This is a genomic window from Akkermansia sp. NBRC 115031, assembly GCF_030268505.1.
GTDB classification, from domain to species: domain Bacteria; phylum Verrucomicrobiota; class Verrucomicrobiia; order Verrucomicrobiales; family Akkermansiaceae; genus Akkermansia; species Akkermansia massiliensis.
Genome location: NZ_BSQU01000002.1, coordinates 91,434 through 109,670, shown reverse-complemented (window position 1 = coordinate 109,670; position 18,237 = coordinate 91,434). Strand labels below are relative to the sequence as shown.

Genomic DNA, 18,237 nt, shown 5'->3' with positions numbered 1-18,237 from the left:
TTCGCCTTCAGCGTTTCATGATGCCCTCCGGCACACCAATTTCATGCCAAGACGGAATCAAAATCATGCTTCACTATGATTCACGGCCGATTTCGCATGAATTCCGCCTTTTTCACCCTGAACCGGGCAAAAAACAACCCTCACAAGCAGTTGCACTTGTGAGGGTTAGAAAATTAATGGCTCCCCCGGTTGGGCTCGAACCAACGACCTAGTGATTAACAGAGAACTAATAAATTAACACAATACACTTATTATTATAATATTACATTTTTATCATTACGCCAATATTACGCCAAAGAGAAGTTTAAACGTGAAGATTTACAGCCGTTTGTTATCGTTTCTCATGTTGGGCTTGCGAAAATACGTCAACCGGAAGGAGGGGCTATGATTGAAACGGCGTACCGCTTTCATCAGGCCTGGAGAAGTTCAGGATGCTTGCTGACAAGCTCCAGAAGGCGGGCGGAGGAACCGCTGGGGCGCCGCTGACCGCTTTCCCACTTGATCAGCGTCGAAAGACTCACGCCCAGCAGCCGGGCAAAATCCTTTTGAGTGACGCCCCGGGATTGGCGAAGCTGGGCAATCGCGTTTTCATTGGCCCATGCACGGGACTTGCCGGGAACGATGACCGCTGCCCGGGGTTCGGGCAGGGGCGTTCCGTCCGTTAGACAGTCCTCAACGTACAATTCCGCACATTCATCCAGATTCCGCGCTACTTCCTCCACGGTGCTTCCATGGGTGCAATCTCCATCCAGTTCAGGTAGGGAGCCGACAAAGCATTCATCCTCGTCACTCCACCTGATAAACCTTACGTAAGGACGGGCAAGCCGTTTTATTTTTTCTTTCTCGTTCATTATTCTTTATTCCATGGTTCAGGCAATCGGCAAGGGGACTCACGCCCCCTTGCCTTTTGCTTCCTCGATCTTTTTGCGGACTTGCTTGATCAGGTAAGGCTTGGCATCGTCTCCGTCCTTCCCGGGGATGGTAGCGGAAACGCCGGACGGATGCTTGAACCGTCTATGGGAACCCTTACCGCCCGATGTGCGCTGAAATCCGTTTTGGATCAGGGAGGCAACAATATCGCGAATTCTTGTTGCCATGTCGGGAGAATATAACACTATGTGTTGTTTAGCAAACAAAAAAATAACACTTAGTGTCATTTCTTCCTCGTGTTCTCGGCAATCCGTTCCAGAGAAACTAAAAAACTGCCGTTCCCATTTTGGACTTGCAGGAAAAATCCAACCGGGAATGATGGGAAGCATGGAACAGTATTACATTACAACGGAAGACGGAAAGACGGAAGGTCCATATCTCTTTGAATCACTGGAAACCTTTTACAAACACGGCAAGATAACCAAAGACACTCTTGTTTGCATTGCTGGCGGTCAAGAGTGGGTACAGCTCGAAACAGTCTTAAGACAGGAAGCGGAAAAAGCTCATAAGAAATCTAAAAAAATGTCTTTGGAAAGATTGATGAATGAGTATGACCCTATTCCCAAAAAACAATCTGCTGAAAGGATACAGGAAGACCACGAATCATTGGCAATAAATATTGAAGGATTGCTCTGCATCGTCGGCGTCATAGCTCTGATTACTGGGGTTTTGGTGTTCCTGTTTTATGCCCAAAAACAACCTGGAATTGGGCTCATTTACCTGCTTACCGGAGCTTTCTCCTGTCTTGGGTGTTTCTGGTGCGCCAAGGTTATCAAATTGCTCTCTCGTGTCGTTGACTTGCTTTCCGTAATAGCCAAAAGGATATGTAACGTTGGGGGCGAGGATTGAAAAATGCGCCCCTGGGGTCAGGGGCGTGGGTGCCAGGTCTTGGTTCATTATCTTCTGCGGTAAGGAAGATTCACAACACCCCCTGGGCGTTTCTGCCTCTCTGTTTTGTTAGCCCATTCTCCCAATGCTCTGATTTGCACATTGAAATCTCTAAGCCCTTGATTTAGTTCCTCTTTTAAGCCATTGAAGGCACGTTTTGTCGTAACCCCGAATTCTTCAAGTTTGGCCCTGAAGAGTTTACCCAATTCCCGCATTTCATTTTCATCAATGAATCCATCAGCCGCGGCGGCTTCGATGTTTTTACGTATGGCGTCAAGGGCCTTGTTGGCTAGGGCTGACTGGCGGGGGGTAGAGCTTTTGCCCGTCTTCATGATCATGCCCTGTACAAGGGTTTTGATAGCCTTGTCGGCTTCCCGCTTCTGCTCCTGTTGAAGCTTCTTCAGTTCACGTTCACGTTCTTTCTCAAGCTTCTTCTGCTCTTTCTCGGCTTCCTTCTTTTCCCGTTTGTCCTCCTTTTTATTGAACAAACTGACATTCCCGGCATTGATACGCTCCTGCGTTCTCAATCCCCGTTCCTGGTCAACAATACTGTTCACGTAATTTGCCATGATGTCCCCAATCCTCCCGGCTTCTTCTCTGGCGGCGGCAAGGTTGTCCGCAAGCTCTTTTGCTTTGGTGTTTTGGTCTTCCAGGGCTTTCTGGTATTCCCCGGCTCGGCTGTTCACATCTGTTCCTTGCTGGTAGGAGGGTTCAAAATTCACATCGGATTGGCGGAACAATTCTCGGAGTTCATCTATTCTGACAGTGGCGGCGTTGCCTTCACTTTGGGCGACGTCACGAGCAGACAAAAGACGTTGTTTTCTTTGTATTGCCTCCTCAAGCTCTGTTCGTTCGAATGATCCTCTAGTCAGTTGCCCTGATCTTTTGTACATACCAAGGGTTTCTTCGAGTTGCTTTATTTGTTCTTCTGTTTTTTGCAACTCTCTATTACTCGCATCAATTCGTTCCTGGGCTTTTTGCTGTTGATTGAACAGACCACGGACTTCTTGAAGGGAAGGCATCTGACCTTGAATGAACTTCATATCAAAATCCTTATCTTGCAAACTATCACGGTTTTGAACGGCATCGTCCAACTGCCTTCCGTGGTCCATGAATTCCCTTTGAGATACTTCCAATTCCAAACGGCGTATCTTGTCGTCAAGATTCTGGTTGATCATCATCATTCCGTAGTCCCGCTGACGCTTGGTGATTTTGCCGTCCTCAAAGTCATTGTCCAACTTCACGCGGGCAAGCTCGGCGTCCTGCGTGTCAATGCCCTTCTGGCGGGCGGCTTCCTCCCTCCGTAGCTGGATTTGCCGTTCAATCTCCTGCGTTTGCAAGCGGTATTGCGTCGTAATGCCCTTCACAAAGTCTTCAAACCCTTTGTTTATGGCATTCGTGCGATCGTTCCGGTTGTCATCCATCATCAGGGAATAGCTCTTTTTGACGGCTTCGGCGGTGTCCGCAGCTATTTTTTTCATCCTTTCAGCTTTCTTTTCCGCTTCCTGGACCAGCTCATCGCTTTTGGCCTTAAAATGGTCAATCAGGGCACTAATGCCCGCGGTAAGCCCCTGGATCAGCAACATAGCCCAGCCCAGCGGCCCCATGGCCGTCTTGATGGTAGTACCGAACAAATGAATGAATGGAATGGCCCCCCGCAGGGAACTTGACATGCCGAGGATGCGCGTTGCCGCAATGGTGATTTGCCCCGCCATCCCCTTGACCTGCGTCGTGGTGAGTTCTCCGGCTTCCCCTGCCGTCTTGATGCGCCTTCCCAAATCCTGAATATTCTTCAGGGCGTCCGCCTGGGCTACGTTGTCCCCCGCCTTCCGGGCCTCTTCCAGCTTGGCAATGTAGGCTTCAAGCTCGGCCTGCAATTCCTCATAGGTGGCAGAGGCGCGGCGGTTGTTGGCTTCCAGACGTTCCACCGTAGCCGCGGCGGCTTTCTGCTTCCGGGCTTCCGCATCTTCGGCCTTGTCCGCTGCCTTGTCGGCGGCGTCCATTTCCTTGTTGTAATCGTCGATGATCTTCTGAAGGTTTTCGTCAAGGCCATCCCCCCACTTCGCCCCAAGGTCCAGGTTGGAGGCTCTATCGTTGAGAACCTCAAAGACGTCATCCACCTGTTCCAGCTTCTTTCGGAACTCTTCAGAGGTCAGCACGGCGTTGGTGACTTCGTCAATAAATCCGGTCAATCCCGGGTTGTCATTGAAGGCGGCTTTCATCCGGGAGCCGGCGGCGGTCAGGGCGTCGGCGTATTCGTCAAGTTTGCTCCTGGCGTTTTCCAAAGCTCTTTCCTGTTCCGGCCCTATGCCCTCATTCATGGCGGCGCCGGTTTCCTCGGCTGCCGTTTTGGCATTGTTCAGGGCATCGGTTACTTGGTTGATGGCGTCCGCGCTTTCTCCGGCCCCCTGGGCCGCTTCCAGTGTCTTGTTAATGGCTTCCGCAGTCTGGTCGGCTCCGGAAGTGTCGGCGGTCGTCCTGATGTTGATGTTTAGTTCTTTGTTTGACATATCGTTTATTTATTGGTTGTCGAGATTCAAGCGGGCGTCGCAAAGGGCGTGCATGACCTCCCAGCGGGAGGATTGGGGAATGTGGGGAGGCCGGGGGTTGCCGACGCTGACCACGTCATAGGAGCGGGCGTAGTCCTCCGGGTCCGTTGTACTGCTGTCCCAGTTCCACCAGGACCAGCGCCCGGCCCGGTTGCTGGGCGTCCACGGACTCACCAGCCGGACGCGGTCATCTCCGCACAGGTCAAAGACGGTCCGGGCAATCGTCAAATCCTCCGGGGCCAGCGGGGGCAAATCGCGTTCCTGCAGGGCGGCGGCCGCCAGTCTGGCCGCCCGTCCGCTCATGGCGTAGGCAAGCCCGTGGGCCTCCCGGACACCGTAGCCGCACGAATACCAGTCCAGGCCGGCACCGGGCATGCTTTCAATCCAGGAACCGGACAGAAGCGCCGTATCCGAGTCAATCTTGACGACGATGTCATCATCCGCGGCGCCCCCGGCCAGCGTGGAAATAATCCCCCGGACGCATTCCGGGCCGCGCAGGTTGCCGTTGCGGGGGAAGCTGCTCTGACGGTACCGCGCCCCGTAAGCCAGGAAGGCCCGCCTGACGTTTTCCGGCACCGGGGCGGCGCTGTCATCCACTACCGTGACCAACGCCGCGGGAAGGGCCGTTCTGGCGCACCGGACGCAGGCAATAGCCTCGTTCGCATCTCCGGCATACGTAAAAATATAAATCCTGATCATGACTTTCCGGAGGGGCCGAAGGTTCCCGGGTGTATCTGCAAGTAGACCGTCCCCGCCTGATGCTGCACAACCTTGTTGCCGTCGATGGTGGCAAGGTGGAAAAAATATTCATAAGGAGTCTGGCGGTCCTCTTCCCCCAGCTTCACAGGATCGGTAACCCCGCCGACCGCAGAAAGATAGGAACCCATGTATTTGGCGTCTTTATCCAACTGCACCTTCAGCCAGACTTCCCCGGAGGTGGTGGGGCTTTTCACCCAGCCCCCGGAGCCGGCGCCCTCCGGCAGCATGCCCCCGATGTAGTTGCCGGCATACATGGCCTTCCCTTGGCGGATGTAGGCTTCATTCACCTTCCCGGCATCATCGTAGGCAAGCCGGCACTGGAAGCCGACTTCAACGGCGCTTGTCCCCATGGCCGGGGGCTCCTGGGCTTGTCCGATCTTGACGGACGGTCCCACGCTGGGGAGCTCCGGCTTTTTGTCGTCCATGTCCGGGCTGGGGATGGTCCCGCCGCCGCCCGGTCCCACGCCGCCCGCGGAACCGTCGCCGGAAGACGAGGAAGCGGACGCCTGGGAGGTGTTGCGGAGGGCATCGGCGAGCTGCTTGCTCTTGTCGATGGAGTCTTGCAAGGAAAGCTGTTCCGCGGCACCCACCGTCACATCAGACGCTCCCGTCTTGAGGTCGAGGGTAATTTCCTGGATGACGGAACGCATGGTTTCCCACTCGCGCAGCCCTCCCGTGATGGAGAGGCGCCCCCCGCAGACCTGGTCAAAGTCGTCGTGCACAGTCGCGGAGCCGTCATAGGGCATGATGCGGGTCGCCTTGTAGATACTCTCCGTAAATTTGACGTACAGGGCTGCGGAATTGTAGTCTCCGTCGTCTCCCGGGTTACCGGGGTCAACCGGACCGTCCCCGTTATCCAGGTATTCCACCGTTCCCTTGTCGTCCATCAGGTACCGGGCATGGGCGACGTTGGTCGTCGTCACCTCAAACGGGATCAGCCCTATCCAGCGGTCGCCGCCGTCCGTGCGCCCGGCAAATTCCGGAAAATACTGCTTGGCCGTGGCGGGCGGATCCGTGGCGCGCAGCCGAACGTCTACCTTGACCTTGCCCCACTTGATTTTTGAGTTCTTTCCGTTGATTTGGCCGCCTATGAGCTCGTGAGAAATGGCGTTGCGGTCATAGCCCCGGTGCTCTGCGTCAGCGGGAGTGATAGGTACCACTGTCGGGAGGTTGGCAACTTCCAGGTTGGCGCAGTCCGCCAGGGCCGGCACCCAGCGCTTGACGCGGGCCAGCCATTGAGCTTTTGCCGCGGGGAATTTGTCACCCCTGACGGTCATCCGGGGAGCGTCATAGCCCAGCGTCCCAGTTTCCACGGGCTCGTGCTGGCCGGAGGCATCCGACACATTGAGCCCGCCCGGCACATCCACCTCCGCAGTGACCACATAAGGCTGGGACAGGGACGCCCCCGGAGGGTAGACGGCCACGGCTCGCTGCACATTGGTGCCAATGGAGGCGTTGCAGGTCAGCCCTACGGCAGGGGGCACCAGGTCGGGCCGCGCCTTGAGGGAAAGGGTGCTCACGTCCACGGCGGACAGGTCAAGCACCACGTCCGGCAGGTTGGCATGATCGGCGATGACCAGCGTGACAGCGTCGTCAGAGCCGTATTCAAACCACGCGGCCATATTGGGGCGCCACTTCTGCACCTGGATAAGCAGGGAGGCGTAAGTCTCGGAAGAGTAGGCAAAGGGTATCAGTTCGGCGTCCTCGTCAATCCGAAGGTCATACCTGATGGGAACCAGAGCCGTTTTGATGGCGTGGTCCAGGATGCCGGACAGGGCGTCCTTGATTTTGGCCGTGGCCTGTTTGACCTCGCTCCCATCGGTGCCGTATCGATATGAGGCAAAGATTCCGCGGGAGCGCCCATCGCTGAAATATTGGATGTTGGCGAGATTCCACCAGTAGTCATGAATTTTGATGTCCCAGCTTTCGGAGGTGCCGTCCAGGGAGTGTTCCGGGTTGATGACCGGGCCAATGAGCAGGGTTTTCCCGCGCCAGACGACTTTCACTATTTCCCCCTCTTCGTAGGGGCATTCGGAAAAGCGGTCTACGGGCACGCGGAAGGAGACGGAGGCGCCCCCGAAGGAAAGCCGGCTGTAGGCGGGGCTTTCGGCGATGTCCAGGAATTCGCTGCTGGAAACGTCAAGGGTTTTCATAGGGGTTTGCCAAGAGTGAAGTTGTAGGAGACGATGAAATACAGCCCTGTCACTTTGGGTTCCGCGTCGGTGACGACGGCCTCGAACCGCTGCTCATGGGAACCGAGGCAGTCGGCCCATGCCAGGGTTCCCTTCCCCGCCGTCTTCCAGTCGCGGAGCCATTCGTAAAAGCTCCTCCACGCGTCCATGTGGGAATCACATTCCCGGACGGTGGAGATGGAGAAGGACATGGAAAGGTTCCCGAAGGCATCCAGGCGGGGAAACGGACTGTTGATGATGGGAGTTGCCGAGGTGCCGAACTGGACCGGGAAAGCGTGTTCCGGCAGGGCATCGAGCAGGCATTCCCCGGCGCGGACGACGGGGCGCCCGTCAAAAGTAACGGAAAAAGGAGAAACAGTCGTTTCCATGTCTCAAAAATGGTAAAGGGAATACGGGCCGCCCCTCCCCATGCAAAGAACCAGAGGGGCGGCCCGCGTGTTATGCCTCGGCAGAAGCCGGGAAAGCGATTTCCTCGGTGGGCGTCAGGGAATTCAGGGAGGAAGGAATAACCTCAAGCGTCAGTTTCGGCGTGAGCAGCTTGTTGTTTTCCGTGGGGAGTTCTACCTTGAGCAGCGCCGCGACTTCCAGGACCATAATTTCCTTCTTGTCTTCCTGGTACTTGGTAAGGCGCGCCCACATGTTTTCTCCGAATCTGGTGCGGGAGAAAGGCTGCACCTCCTTTCCGGCTTCCAAGCGGTCCGTCTGGTAAATGATCTGCCAAAGCAGCGGATTCATTTCCGTGACGTTCACCTCAATCGTGTTGCCGGTTACTTTGGTGTTCTTCCGGGTGACATAGGATTTCGTGGCGCGGCTGAACGCCGTGCGGGAGTCGTCTTCCGTGGCGGGAGTGATCTTGTAGTCGATGACTTCACCGCCCGGCAGCCAGGCTTTTGATTCCTTGGCCGGCTTGAAGCTTTCGTCAACGGTGTCCGTACCGCCGGTCTTCGTGATTTCCGTGCCGAAAGGGCACAAATCCAGGAAGGTACCGACAAGCATTTCCTTGTTGACCAGCTCGGGGGTCGGCGAGATTGTTTCTTCTTCGGGCATAATGGTTTTAATTTACGTTTTCAATAAAGGTCACTTTCCCGGCGTCGGCGTGGACTTTGTACACGTCTTCCGGGATGTGGACGATTTTTCCCCGCGCGGCGATGCCGTGAGGGAGTTCCAGCTTGTTGACGGCCACCCGGCATTTGACGATGCGGGGCGCCGGAGCAGTAGCGGCCTCCTGGGCCGCGGCGGTGGTGGGTTTAGTTGCCATGTTTGATAATCAGGGTTGTTTCCATCGTCAGGACGATGGACTTTTTCAGGATTTTGGCGAGAGCCGGCTTGGAGCTGGTAACGATTACCTCCGTCATCATCAGCCGGGCATGGTTGCGGCGCCACTTGTGAAAGCCCTCCTGGATGATGTCGGCAAGGTCGTCGGCGTCCCAGCCGTCACCGTCCAGAAGCGGGTTGCTCTCCACGGTGACGTGCCATCTGGCCGTGCTTTTGCCGCTCCTGCTCAACTTGTCCGGAACAATTTCCGGACGCTCCATGACGATGACGGTTTCCAGGGAACCGGTCACCCTCTTGATTTCTTCCTCAAAGGAACCGTCCCATGCCTTAATAATGATTTCCGGGTCTTCCCCGTTGTTGGCCGCGGAGCAAATTTCCACGGCCCGCTGACAGAGGACTTCCGCAAATGCAATGACAGGCGACTTCTTCAGGGTTTTCTTCATATCGGATTGCTCCAATCCTGGTGTTTCGGCCCTCCGTAAATGACGTCGCTGGGCTGGTGCCCATCGTAGGGGGCAAACTCGACTTCACAGGCAGCCACGGCGCGGAGTTTCGCGCGGGCATCCTGATATTGAGCCGCCCGCGCCGTCCCCTGCAGGGATTCGCTTGAACCTGGCACGGAGCTGGTGACGGCATCCCGCACCAGAATGCAGGTGGTGAATACCAACTCCGCGGGAACGGAACTGGAATCCATCGCAATCCTGGCATTTCTGGGGCAGGAGTTGACTGCAGCCGCCACCTCGTTGCAGACCTCGCGGATGATGTCGCTGATTTTGTCCCGGGCAATGGAAGTAATTTCCTTGTCCTGGCAATAGCGGGCAACCGCTTCCGGGGTAATCCTTACGAGGGCCATTGTTTCAATAAGGTTATACCTTGACGGCAAGGACGGCTTCCTGTGCCGTGCTGTCGCCTGCGGACGTTTCAGCTGTGATTTTCAGGCGCAGCCAGGGGCCGGCCTCCAACGGAACGCGCATGAACACTTCTCCGGAGCCGGAACCATTGCTCTCACCCCCCGTCGCAACCAGCTTCGGGGAATCCAGTTCCGTCCAGGCATCACCGTCCTCGGACGATTCGACGGTGAGGGTCATCGTCTTGCCGGCGGCCAGCGCGGGAAGCTCTTCGTGCTTCAATGAAATGACAGCGCTGTCGATGCCTCCTTTCTGTCCGATATGAATCGGGGCAGACGTTACCGTCTTTCCGGTTCCCGGCATCTTCAGACGGATCGTAAGTGCTTCGTCATTGCGGTACATATTCTTCATCATGTGGTGTGTTTCTCCTTTCTGCGGATAAAAGGTTAATTTTTGAGGGCAAGGGAGTTGCGACGGGCGCGGAAAAAGTCTTCCGCAAATGCGACGCGGACGCTGGACAGTGATTCGTCATCAAGCAGGGAATCCACTTCCAGAATCTTGATTCCCATCACGGAATCGGGTTCAGGGGCGATCATGCCCGTTCCGCCGTTTCCGGTGGCAGGCGTAAGGGTTCTGGATTCCTGCAACAGCAATTTCACATTGCCGTTCATAACCACATAGGAAATCATGCCGCGCAAGGCCGCAGGAAACAGGCTCTTCGCCTTGGCGACAAGTTTGTCCGTCAAGGGATGCTGGGCGCTGATGTTCTTGATGCGGGCCACGGAAAACGGAGATTCCACGGCAATGCCCGTCCAGCCTTCCAAACGGGAAGTATAGGCCCTCATTGTTCCTGATTCCCCGTCTTCCGTATTCCTGGCTACGGTCTCTTCCTGCACCGGAGACATGGAAAGCGTCTTCTTGTTCCCCCATATGGAGTGCAGGAAGTCGTCACCCAAAATGACCAGGTAAGCGGAAGCTCCGGAGTTGTCGGCGCGGTTGGCTTCCGAGTCTTCCTGCTTGGAAGGATCCGCGGAAATTGTCATATAATCCCCCATCTGTTCAGAAATAGCCGGGAACACATTTTCCTGTTCCGGAAGCCTGTACCACATCTGCAGGGCAATGGAGGCCATGGCACCCAACGTAACGCTTCGGGTTTCCTTGGTGAGCAGCTGCGCCCCCCTGGCGGAGCTGGTGACAACGGCCTTGTCCACCGCAATAGGTCCGTCAATGTAGTAGCACTTAACGGTTTTATTGGTGTATTCGGTCGTCAGGTTCTTGGCTCCGGCATTGGCCGGACGAAACCCGAAACGGGGAATGCCGGTGGGCATATTGATTTCGTACTGCGTTCCGTCAATAACGGTAACGGGAAACGCGGTTACTTCCGGGGATGCAAGTCCAACAGAACGGACTGCGTCAAGGGCCTTGATAGATCCTGTTCCTTCCTGCTGAAGCACGTCCAGCAGGGTCATAAATTCTTTCGCGGGCATATTACTTGTTCAGGTTATTGAGTTCGGTTTCAAAGGAGCTGCGAAGAGCCGCGGTTCCCGTGACGGGTTCTTTTGGGGAGCCTTCCGGCTTGCCGGCATTCACGTCATCGAATGCGGGATTTTTCGGCAGGGCGTTCAACTGCTTGCTGGCGGCAATATAGTCTTCCGTCAGGGCTCGTTCCCAAAAGGTCTTGGATGCTTCATCCTTCGGGGCGATTTTGCCCGCAGCAATGGCATCGGCAACGTCCTGGACGGCGCGTTCCTTCACCTGCTTCCTGGATGCGGCAATTTCTTCCTGGCATTTCGCCAGCTCCTTCTTGCTTGCTTCCAATTCATCGGAGCTGGCCTTGCCTTTGTCCTGCAGGGCCTTGATGCGCTCCAACACGATAGCCTCGGCATTTTCAGCCTTGGCTTCTTCCTCGGTCAAAATGCCGAGGGCAACGAGTTTAGTGATGTCCATGTCTCGGTTGGTTGTATGGTTGTCTTGCTGGTCGAGGCCCTCCCTGGGCTTCTCAAGGTCTCTATTGTCGCCCGGTTTCCCGGGGTCTTCAACGTCGTCAAAATGGGCTACGTCGCCCTCCATTCGGCTGGCGGCAATGCGTTCGATGTCGTCAAATGCGGGGTCATTGACCAAGGAACCTACTTCTATGGATTCCGGCAACAGGCCGAGGATTTCCCCGGTTCCCTTGTCGCGCCGGAAGCGGGGGCTGTGATAGCCGTAATTGCCGCCTTCCACGTCCGTTCTTCCCTTCTCCGTCCATCCTTCCAGTTCCAACACAACGCCTTTTTCCTCGTTCCACACAAACCGTCCCGGCTTGTAAGAGGCGGGCCCCATCTCATGATCATAGAGCCCGACCGGTTTGACGTTGCTGGATAGCTTGGCTTCCAGGTCGGCATTGAGCCGGGGAACGCAGTCGGACGTTACCCGCACCACACACGTTCCCGGCTGGCCGTTGAGCGAGCATTTAATAGTATGTTCTCCTTTGGGGGCCCACAGGATAGCCATGGGAGCCTTGCCGTGGTTGCCGGCTACCGTCGTTATCAGCGTACTCATGCCCCCATGATGAGGCACAGTGGAGGTATGGGGCAATAGACGCAAAATGGGCTACAAAATATTCAAGCCGTAACGATCAGGAATAAAATCCCGGCTGGCCGAGAATAATATCTTGCCACCTCCCAAAGTTTTACGTAATATTATAATGGTATTGGGAGAGAATTGATTTCTCAGTCCCTGCTCTATTGAATTAAGAAAAAACACTAATTAAAAAAGAAAGGTACTTACCATGAAAATGATTTTTTTATGGGCCACATGTTTAGTTGTCATAACCGGTTGCAATGCTCCTCAAGAGAATCATGATCAAATTGAAAACGGTGGAACAAAAATAGAAAACAAGTCGGAAAATTCTAATTTTTACGGCACTTATGAAGGAACTCTTCCCGCTGCCGATTGTGAAGGTATAAAGACGACACTGACATTAAATAAGGATAAAACTTATATACTGAGGAGCGAATATATAGGAGAAGGAGAAAAAAGCGCAACTTTCGAATCAAAAGGTCATTATAATTTGATAAATGGAAACTTGATTGAATTATCTCTAACCTCTTCTAATGAAAAATCTTATTATAAAATACTTGATGGTAGTAAATTAATGTTGTCAGACAAAGAAGGATCAATTAATCAAGGAATCTTATCCGAACATTATATTTTAAAAAAGAAATAAAACTATTTCTATAACAAATCTTTTTTCTACTCCGCCGCAGTTTCCCCTCTGCGGCGGTTTATTTTACACCGTCTTTCAGCTTAGCTCTCCTAGTCAATTTATCCAGTCTTCGGAACCTCCCCCGTCATCAAGCATGGCATCCATGAAGTGTTTGAATGCTATGCCCGTAAGTTCTTCCATATCCGGAAAAGCCTCCGGCCATGGCGCAAAGATCTGCGACTTCTTGAGCTTATAGACGGCCCTGACTCCGCCATGCCCGTCCGATTCAAAAAGGCAGCCCGGCTCCAATCCGGAGCCGGTCATGCTGTTGCGAAGGTTGAGGATGCTTTTACGAAGAGTGAAAAGTTTGCGGCCCGTCATAGAGGCGTAAGCGCCAGCGCGAACGCCGTGCGCCTCCGGAATGACAGGAATGGTCAGCGCCTGGGCCCGCTTGGCCGTCACCGTGCCGCCGTAGATTTTCAATAACAGGGATTGTGCAAGGTCTAGAGGTTCCCCCCCGTTCCCCTCCCCTGCCTGCCCGGTGAGGTAGATGCGGGCACCGTCCGCCGTCGTCTCGGCAAACCAGTTTCGGGCAATGTCGTTGGCCCACCCGGTTTTCTTCCTTCCAGGCCCGTGGGTCGGCAGGGACGTGTTTTCAAAGTGTCCGGATTCCGCCTTGTTCCTGTACCAGGACGAAAGCCAGCTTTTCACTCCCTCCCCCATGCGTTCATTGGCTTTCGCCAAACTTTCCGGAGCTGCTATTTTTTTCACTTCTGCAATTACCGGGTCAACACCGTTCAAGTCGATCGTCAGGTTCATATCTCGTCTTCAATCCGATTGATTTCCCACCCCTTCCGGTAGGCCTCCGCGCCGGCGTCCCACAGGGTTTCCTGTAATAAATCATCATCGGTGAGGTCCATGTCCGGGAGGCGGTCAAGCACGGCGGCCAGTTCTGCCCGGAATTCGTCATCAGAAAGCCCTGATTGAGCCTTGCCGATCAGTTCCCGGACAAAGGCCACGCATGGAGCGGCCCACGCCTGCAAGATGTCTTCAGCGGCCTTTTCCGCGTCCTGCTCCAACTCGACGGCCAGGGCGAGCGGAGCTAGTTTTTTCCCTCGGCAGCCGCCGCTTCAATGGCGTCCCCGTACTGGCCCGGAGCGGAGCCGATGGACGGGGCTTTTCTCAAAACGGCTTCACCTTCCCGGGGCTTGGGGATTTTGACGATGGCACGGGCAAATTCTTCTCCGACATCCATTACGTCCGCCGCCTTGGAAACGGTTTCCAGGGCTTCCGCGTCAATGCCGCGGATGGAGGGGACAAATTGAGGGAGCCGGGAGGGAATGCGCCCGTAGTTAAGGCGGATGATAGCCGGGATAAGCTGGGAATTGAGGATGTTCGCCACGGCCTGCCCCACGTCTTCAATAACCTCTTTGCGGATGCCGGCATGAACTTTGCCAAGGGCATACGCCCCGCCGTCCCCCTTGGAGCTGGTCAGGCTTTGACCCAAAATGAGATTGTCGCATTGTTCATCCGCCAGTTTGATCAAATCCGCCTGGGGCAGCCCGTTGGCTCCCTTCACGGCGTCGTGAAGCTGAAACTCTAAATTTTGCGTGGAAACGGCCCAGCCTCCGGAGCCGAGGTTTTGCAGCATTTCTGCGGCCTCCGCCTTGGCCTTTTCGTCTCCCCTGACCTTGGCCGTGCGGAAGGGGATGCCGAAGAGCTCGCAGAACGTCATCAGCCAGGGCAGCCCGTAGCAGGCAGCCCCGAACCAACCCACCAGACACCGGAGCTTGGCGCCAAAGATGGGGTGAAATACGTCGGTCTTGTTCAGGCCAATCAGGAACTTGTCCGGAGGGAACTCTTCCCCTTCCAGGTCGTTTTCAAGGCCATTGCGGAAAAGGAGCAGGCGGTCCTTCTTTCCGTAGTTGTATTCCCACGCGTAGAATTGAGCGGAAAGAGGCTCATAGCACCGGGGATAGATAATATCATCCGCCGCCCATTTGATTTGATGAACGGTATTGCCGCAGGTGAGCATGTAGGTCAGGGATTTGATCAGATCGTCCGCCCCCTGCTCTACCGTGTCCGGTTCCGGTTCAGACCGCCAGAAGGCAGATTCGACGAGTTCTGCCATTTCCTGCGCTTCCGGCGTCGGCTTCTGTCCTTTTTCCGTCCAGGGCATGACTGTCCACTCCATGCGGGCAACGGCGCTTGCTATTTCTCCAAGGTTCTTGCGGAGGCGCGGCCATTTTTCCAACATAGCCATGAAGAGCTGTTCTTGTCGGTCCAACTGCCCGGAAGCAATGGAGTCTTTCAATGCCTTCAGGGCTTTGGGGTCAAGCTCGGAGGCGGGCCAGTGCTTGAATTTGTTGTCGGCAGACGGAGAAACCAGTATCTGAAACGCTTCTCTCGCCTTGCCGCGGAGTCTTGGAAATAATGCCATGGACGGAAAAAGGGATAAGGGTTAAACGATGGAACGGGCAACACTGAAGGCGTCGTCACAACGGCGCAGCCAGCCCTTGCCGAATACGGAGAACTGCTTACAGGAGCGATAAAACGCCTTGCGCTTTTCCTGGAGGCCAACCAAAAATACCGCTTCGTCCGTCCCGGCCAACTGGTCCTGTAGCTCTTGTCTGGTCTTGGGTCCAACAATGCCGTCCACCGTGAGCCCGGCGCCGTGGATATTCAGTGCGCGCTGAAGGATTTTCCCGGTGTTCCTGCTGCCGGAATTGAAGTAATGGTCGCGCAGGATGAATTCCGTAGCCGGGTGGGCATCGGAGCCAATCCAGGCGCGGACCGCGGCGGTATTGTCCAGGACGTACTGAAGGCAGCCCTCCCAGGCTTCTTCCCGCTTTCCGGCGTCCAGCAGGGACTTGAGGCGGTTGAATACGGCGGGTTCAATGCCGTCGCAAATGCCGCAAATTTCCCACTTACCGCCCTTGTCAGCGGCGGGAAGACGGGAGACGCGCAGGGAGGCCGGCCCGGTTACGCGGCTGTCTTCAAAGCGGAGGATGGCCGCAGCCATGTTTCTTTCAGTGTTATTCATAGTTATAACTTGTTTTGATTAGAACTGGTTAGAACTTGTAAGAAAAACTTTACAGTTCAGTCGACAATCTCCCATTCTTCGGAAAACAGTTCGATAAACGTCTCCTTCCACGGCACCCGCCCGAAACGGGATTCCACGTACAGATAGGGAGCTGTCATCTTGCTGTGCTCGTCCGGGAACTGGGCGCGGATGACTACATCCGGGGACCACTTCGGCAATCTGGCTCCCTTGCCATTTTTCAAAGCGTGGAGAGCATCCGAAAAAGAGAGTCCTGAATTGGTGTATAAATTGTTAGGCATATTATTTTTGGGTCTGATGTTCAAGGTTGGAAAGGCGGAGGTCCATCGTGCGGAGTATTTCGGCGGTCTTGGCCGAGGTTTCCGCCTGTTCCCGGACCACTGCCTTGAAGTCCGTGTAGATGTAGACGGCGGCCGCGTTTCCGCCGTGTATGTGGAAACGTTGAAGGATTGGCGCAAAGAATAGGAATTTTTCTGGAATTAAATTCATTCTGTCTTGACTTCATTCTCTCCTTTCTCATGATTTTATCATGTTGTTCAACGGTAAAATCATTGCTCTCCTTACTCTTACTGGACTTATTGGAGGAATTATAGGGGGAACAATCGTTTGGTTGTGCGTTCGACCCTCCCCCACGTCCATAAGCTTTTCTCAAGCCCCTCCGGAGATAGTCAAAGCTGACCTAGTTTCTACATGGGAACTTGCCCAACAAAATGATCTTTATTCCCTGGAAAAACTCGCCGACACTTACGAAACAGGTGAATGCGTGGAACAAAATATTCCACGAGCGCTTTCTTATAGGAAAAAGGCGTCTGAGATAGGAAGTGCGGAATCTTCCTATCTAGTTGGATATGCATATGAAAAAGGGATCGGAATCAAAAAGAATGGTGCAAAATCTGAGAAATACTACTGGCAAGCGGCAAAAAAAGGGCATCCCAAAGCACAATATTCGTTAGCTTTACATTCTTCTGGGTTGGATGAAGGCGAAAATGATCCTTTTTCCCCATCGCTCAAGTTTAACATATCAAAGGAGAAGGCCTTATCTCTTTTGAAAAAATCAGCGAACCAAAACTACGGTTTGGCAGAACACATGCTCGCAGGTTTTTATTTAGAACAAAAGAAATACGACGAAGCTATTCTATTTTATGAAAAGGCGGCAAAGCACGGAGAAAAAGATAAATGGAAGTTGGAGCAAGCTAAAAATGGAAAAATGAATCAAGCGATCACCATTGAAAGTCCTTCCACAGAAATTCTGGAAGAATTTAATGATGGAGATATTGAATACAAATGGAAAGTACTTCTTACCAACACCTCTGACGCTTTATGGAACGGCTCTGTAACTTTCAAGCTTTTAGATATTAATGGAAAAACAATAGATGAGGCCATCAAATTTGATATTTCCATACCTGAAAAGAAAAATATCATAGTAGAAGGGACTCGTTCTATATCGAAAGAAAAATTTAATTCTAAGAAAAAAATCAATGTCAATGTTGAATATAGAAAATGATCATATATTTCAAAAAAATAATTAAATGTGCTTGTTGTGCTCTTCTATTTTCGGAAGAGGGGCAAGCCTTTGAAGAATCTCACGAAGTCTCATTTGATATTAGCCAGGTTAAAGAAACATCACTGCTCAATTCCTTGACTAAAAAAGCATTGGAAGGCGATGGGGAGGCGGCCTACGAGGTAGGCAGAATGTACCTACTTGGAAAAGAAGTCCCAAAAAATGATCAACGCGCCTTTTGGTGGTTCGAGCGAGGAAAAAAAGATGGAGATATAGGAGCGCAAATTATGGTTGCCAGATGCCATATATGGGGATGGGGGACCAATGCGGATCCAATAGAAGCTTTAAAAAATCTAATTACTCCCTTAAATAATAAATCTAGTTTCGCAATATTAACGGCATGTTCCTTATTAGACACACATCCAGATATTTTTATTAGCTCCAAGGACGCAAGAAAAACATCAACCTCATTAGTGTTGATGCTCACAAAATTATTAGAAGAAAAAAATGATCCAGAACTTGCTAAAGAGTGTGCCGAAAAATTACAAAGCTTTCTTCAAAAATCTAAAGACAAAGCGTCTATAGAGGCAACATTTGCTAATCTGACTAAAAAACAAGCCCAACGACAAGTTAGACAACAACAAATTGCCCGAAGAGGAGCTCCTTTGAGTGTTCTAAGCAAAGGCATTAAAAAGACTTCTGAATCCATGAATTATGTATATTATTCTTGGAAAGCAGAGATACTTAACACTACTGGAAAAGATTTAAATATGGTAGCTAAACTTGTAATCAAAGACAGAAATGGCTATCAGGTAGAGTATACATACTCCTCGCAAACTGTTATTCCCGCTGGAGATAGCAAGGTTATTAGCTCGCAAGGAATGCTAGAACAGCATTTATGGAAGCCAGGAAACACGATTGAGGTTATTCCTTATGAACGTTAAATAATACTTCCTCATTTGGCAAACGATTACCATAATAGGAACATTTTAGTATTAAGTTATTCCTAAAAAGTAGAATCATCAGAAAAAACTTGCCGCTGTTTGC

At 53.1% G+C, this 18,237-nt stretch carries 22 protein-coding genes; 4 read left to right on the top strand and 18 right to left on the bottom strand.

Annotated elements, in window-relative coordinates:
* Positions 1 to 410 precede the first annotated feature (410 nt).
* Both QSJ36_RS03160 and QSJ36_RS03155 read right to left on the bottom strand, forming a co-directional pair.
* Positions 411 to 851, bottom strand: a complete 441-nt coding sequence (locus QSJ36_RS03160; protein WP_253231880.1) for a helix-turn-helix domain-containing protein — start codon at positions 849 to 851, stop codon at positions 411 to 413.
* A 39-nt stretch (positions 852 to 890) separates the two neighbouring features.
* Complete coding sequence (locus tag QSJ36_RS03155) at positions 891 to 1,259, bottom strand: type II toxin-antitoxin system HicA family toxin (protein ID WP_285466839.1); 369 nt, start codon at positions 1,257 to 1,259, stop codon at positions 891 to 893.
* Here QSJ36_RS03155 and QSJ36_RS03150 point away from each other — a divergent pair.
* Complete coding sequence (locus QSJ36_RS03150; RefSeq protein WP_285466837.1) at positions 1,258 to 1,779, top strand: DUF4339 domain-containing protein; 522 nt, start codon at positions 1,258 to 1,260, stop codon at positions 1,777 to 1,779. The two genes, QSJ36_RS03155 and QSJ36_RS03150, sit on opposite strands and share 2 nt — an antisense overlap.
* Positions 1,780 to 1,826: 47 nt before the next feature.
* Here the strand turns inward: QSJ36_RS03150 and QSJ36_RS03145 are convergent, their stop codons facing one another.
* The 11 genes from QSJ36_RS03145 to QSJ36_RS03095 all read right to left on the bottom strand — a co-directional run bounded on the left by QSJ36_RS03145 (position 1,827) and on the right by QSJ36_RS03095 (position 11,982).
* The gene (locus QSJ36_RS03145) at positions 1,827 to 4,328 is read right to left on the bottom strand and encodes a hypothetical protein (RefSeq protein WP_285466835.1); all 2,502 of its coding nucleotides are present in this window, start codon (positions 4,326 to 4,328) and stop codon (positions 1,827 to 1,829) included.
* A gap of 9 nt (positions 4,329 to 4,337) precedes the next feature.
* Positions 4,338 to 5,066: a hypothetical protein gene (locus QSJ36_RS03140; RefSeq protein ID WP_285466833.1), complete on the bottom strand. Its 729-nt coding sequence runs from the start codon at positions 5,064 to 5,066 to the stop codon at positions 4,338 to 4,340.
* A complete protein-coding gene (locus QSJ36_RS03135; RefSeq protein WP_285466832.1) occupies positions 5,063 to 7,279 on the bottom strand; it encodes a hypothetical protein in 2,217 nt (738 codons plus the stop codon). Before QSJ36_RS03135 ends, QSJ36_RS03140 begins: the two co-directional genes overlap by 4 nt.
* The gene (locus tag QSJ36_RS03130) at positions 7,276 to 7,686 is read right to left on the bottom strand and encodes a hypothetical protein (protein ID WP_285466830.1); all 411 of its coding nucleotides are present in this window, start codon (positions 7,684 to 7,686) and stop codon (positions 7,276 to 7,278) included. The genes QSJ36_RS03135 and QSJ36_RS03130 overlap by 4 nt, the downstream gene beginning before the upstream one ends.
* 70 nt (positions 7,687 to 7,756) lie before the next feature.
* Positions 7,757 to 8,365: a hypothetical protein gene (locus QSJ36_RS03125; RefSeq protein ID WP_285466828.1), complete on the bottom strand. Its 609-nt coding sequence runs from the start codon at positions 8,363 to 8,365 to the stop codon at positions 7,757 to 7,759.
* A gap of 7 nt (positions 8,366 to 8,372) precedes the next feature.
* Positions 8,373 to 8,576, bottom strand: coding sequence for a hypothetical protein (locus QSJ36_RS03120; RefSeq protein WP_285466826.1), 204 nt, complete (start codon positions 8,574 to 8,576; stop codon positions 8,373 to 8,375).
* Entirely contained in the window at positions 8,566 to 9,036 is a 471-nt protein-coding gene (locus QSJ36_RS03115) for a hypothetical protein (protein WP_087393788.1), read from the bottom strand. Before QSJ36_RS03115 ends, QSJ36_RS03120 begins: the two co-directional genes overlap by 11 nt.
* Complete coding sequence (locus QSJ36_RS03110; RefSeq protein ID WP_102738834.1) at positions 9,033 to 9,446, bottom strand: hypothetical protein; 414 nt, start codon at positions 9,444 to 9,446, stop codon at positions 9,033 to 9,035. The genes QSJ36_RS03115 and QSJ36_RS03110 overlap by 4 nt, the downstream gene beginning before the upstream one ends.
* A gap of 13 nt (positions 9,447 to 9,459) precedes the next feature.
* Positions 9,460 to 9,855, bottom strand: a complete 396-nt coding sequence (locus tag QSJ36_RS03105; protein WP_285466814.1) for a hypothetical protein — start codon at positions 9,853 to 9,855, stop codon at positions 9,460 to 9,462.
* A gap of 32 nt (positions 9,856 to 9,887) precedes the next feature.
* Positions 9,888 to 10,928 (bottom strand): major capsid protein, encoded by a 1,041-nt coding sequence (locus QSJ36_RS03100; RefSeq protein WP_285466813.1) that lies wholly within the window; start codon positions 10,926 to 10,928, stop codon positions 9,888 to 9,890.
* Position 10,929: 1 nt separating this feature from the next.
* Positions 10,930 to 11,982 carry a phage protease gene (locus tag QSJ36_RS03095; RefSeq protein WP_285466812.1) on the bottom strand — a complete coding sequence of 351 codons (1,053 nt, stop codon included), beginning with the start codon at positions 11,980 to 11,982 and terminating at the stop codon, positions 10,930 to 10,932.
* A 229-nt stretch (positions 11,983 to 12,211) separates the two neighbouring features.
* Between QSJ36_RS03095 and QSJ36_RS03090 the strand changes: the two genes are divergently transcribed.
* Entirely contained in the window at positions 12,212 to 12,649 is a 438-nt protein-coding gene (locus tag QSJ36_RS03090) for a copper resistance protein NlpE (RefSeq protein WP_087393778.1), read from the top strand.
* Between the two features lie 93 nt (positions 12,650 to 12,742).
* Here the strand turns inward: QSJ36_RS03090 and QSJ36_RS03085 are convergent, their stop codons facing one another.
* From QSJ36_RS03085 to QSJ36_RS03065, 5 genes are read right to left on the bottom strand one after another with little or no spacing between them, the layout of a single operon-like run.
* On the bottom strand, positions 12,743 to 13,447 hold the full coding sequence (locus QSJ36_RS03085) for a hypothetical protein (RefSeq protein ID WP_087393777.1): 705 nt from the start codon (positions 13,445 to 13,447) through the stop codon (positions 12,743 to 12,745).
* Entirely contained in the window at positions 13,444 to 13,707 is a 264-nt protein-coding gene (locus QSJ36_RS03080; protein ID WP_285466774.1) for a hypothetical protein, read from the bottom strand. The genes QSJ36_RS03085 and QSJ36_RS03080 overlap by 4 nt, the downstream gene beginning before the upstream one ends.
* Positions 13,708 to 13,730: 23 nt before the next feature.
* Positions 13,731 to 15,068, bottom strand: a complete 1,338-nt coding sequence (locus QSJ36_RS03075; RefSeq protein ID WP_285466772.1) for a DUF935 family protein — start codon at positions 15,066 to 15,068, stop codon at positions 13,731 to 13,733.
* 21 nt (positions 15,069 to 15,089) lie between these two features.
* Positions 15,090 to 15,671 (bottom strand): putative peptidoglycan-binding domain-containing protein, encoded by a 582-nt coding sequence (locus tag QSJ36_RS03070; protein WP_285466770.1) that lies wholly within the window; start codon positions 15,669 to 15,671, stop codon positions 15,090 to 15,092.
* 56 nt (positions 15,672 to 15,727) lie between these two features.
* Positions 15,728 to 15,970 (bottom strand): hypothetical protein, encoded by a 243-nt coding sequence (locus QSJ36_RS03065; RefSeq protein ID WP_022395990.1) that lies wholly within the window; start codon positions 15,968 to 15,970, stop codon positions 15,728 to 15,730.
* A 248-nt stretch (positions 15,971 to 16,218) separates the two neighbouring features.
* Here QSJ36_RS03065 and QSJ36_RS03060 point away from each other — a divergent pair, with 248 nt between their 5' ends.
* Together QSJ36_RS03060 and QSJ36_RS03055 are read left to right on the top strand one after the other, a co-directional pair.
* Positions 16,219 to 17,193, top strand: a complete 975-nt coding sequence (locus tag QSJ36_RS03060; RefSeq protein WP_285466766.1) for a tetratricopeptide repeat protein — start codon at positions 16,219 to 16,221, stop codon at positions 17,191 to 17,193.
* Positions 17,190 to 18,134: a hypothetical protein gene (locus QSJ36_RS03055; RefSeq protein ID WP_285466764.1), complete on the top strand. Its 945-nt coding sequence runs from the start codon at positions 17,190 to 17,192 to the stop codon at positions 18,132 to 18,134. Before QSJ36_RS03060 ends, QSJ36_RS03055 begins: the two co-directional genes overlap by 4 nt.
* Positions 18,135 to 18,237 lie beyond the last annotated feature (103 nt).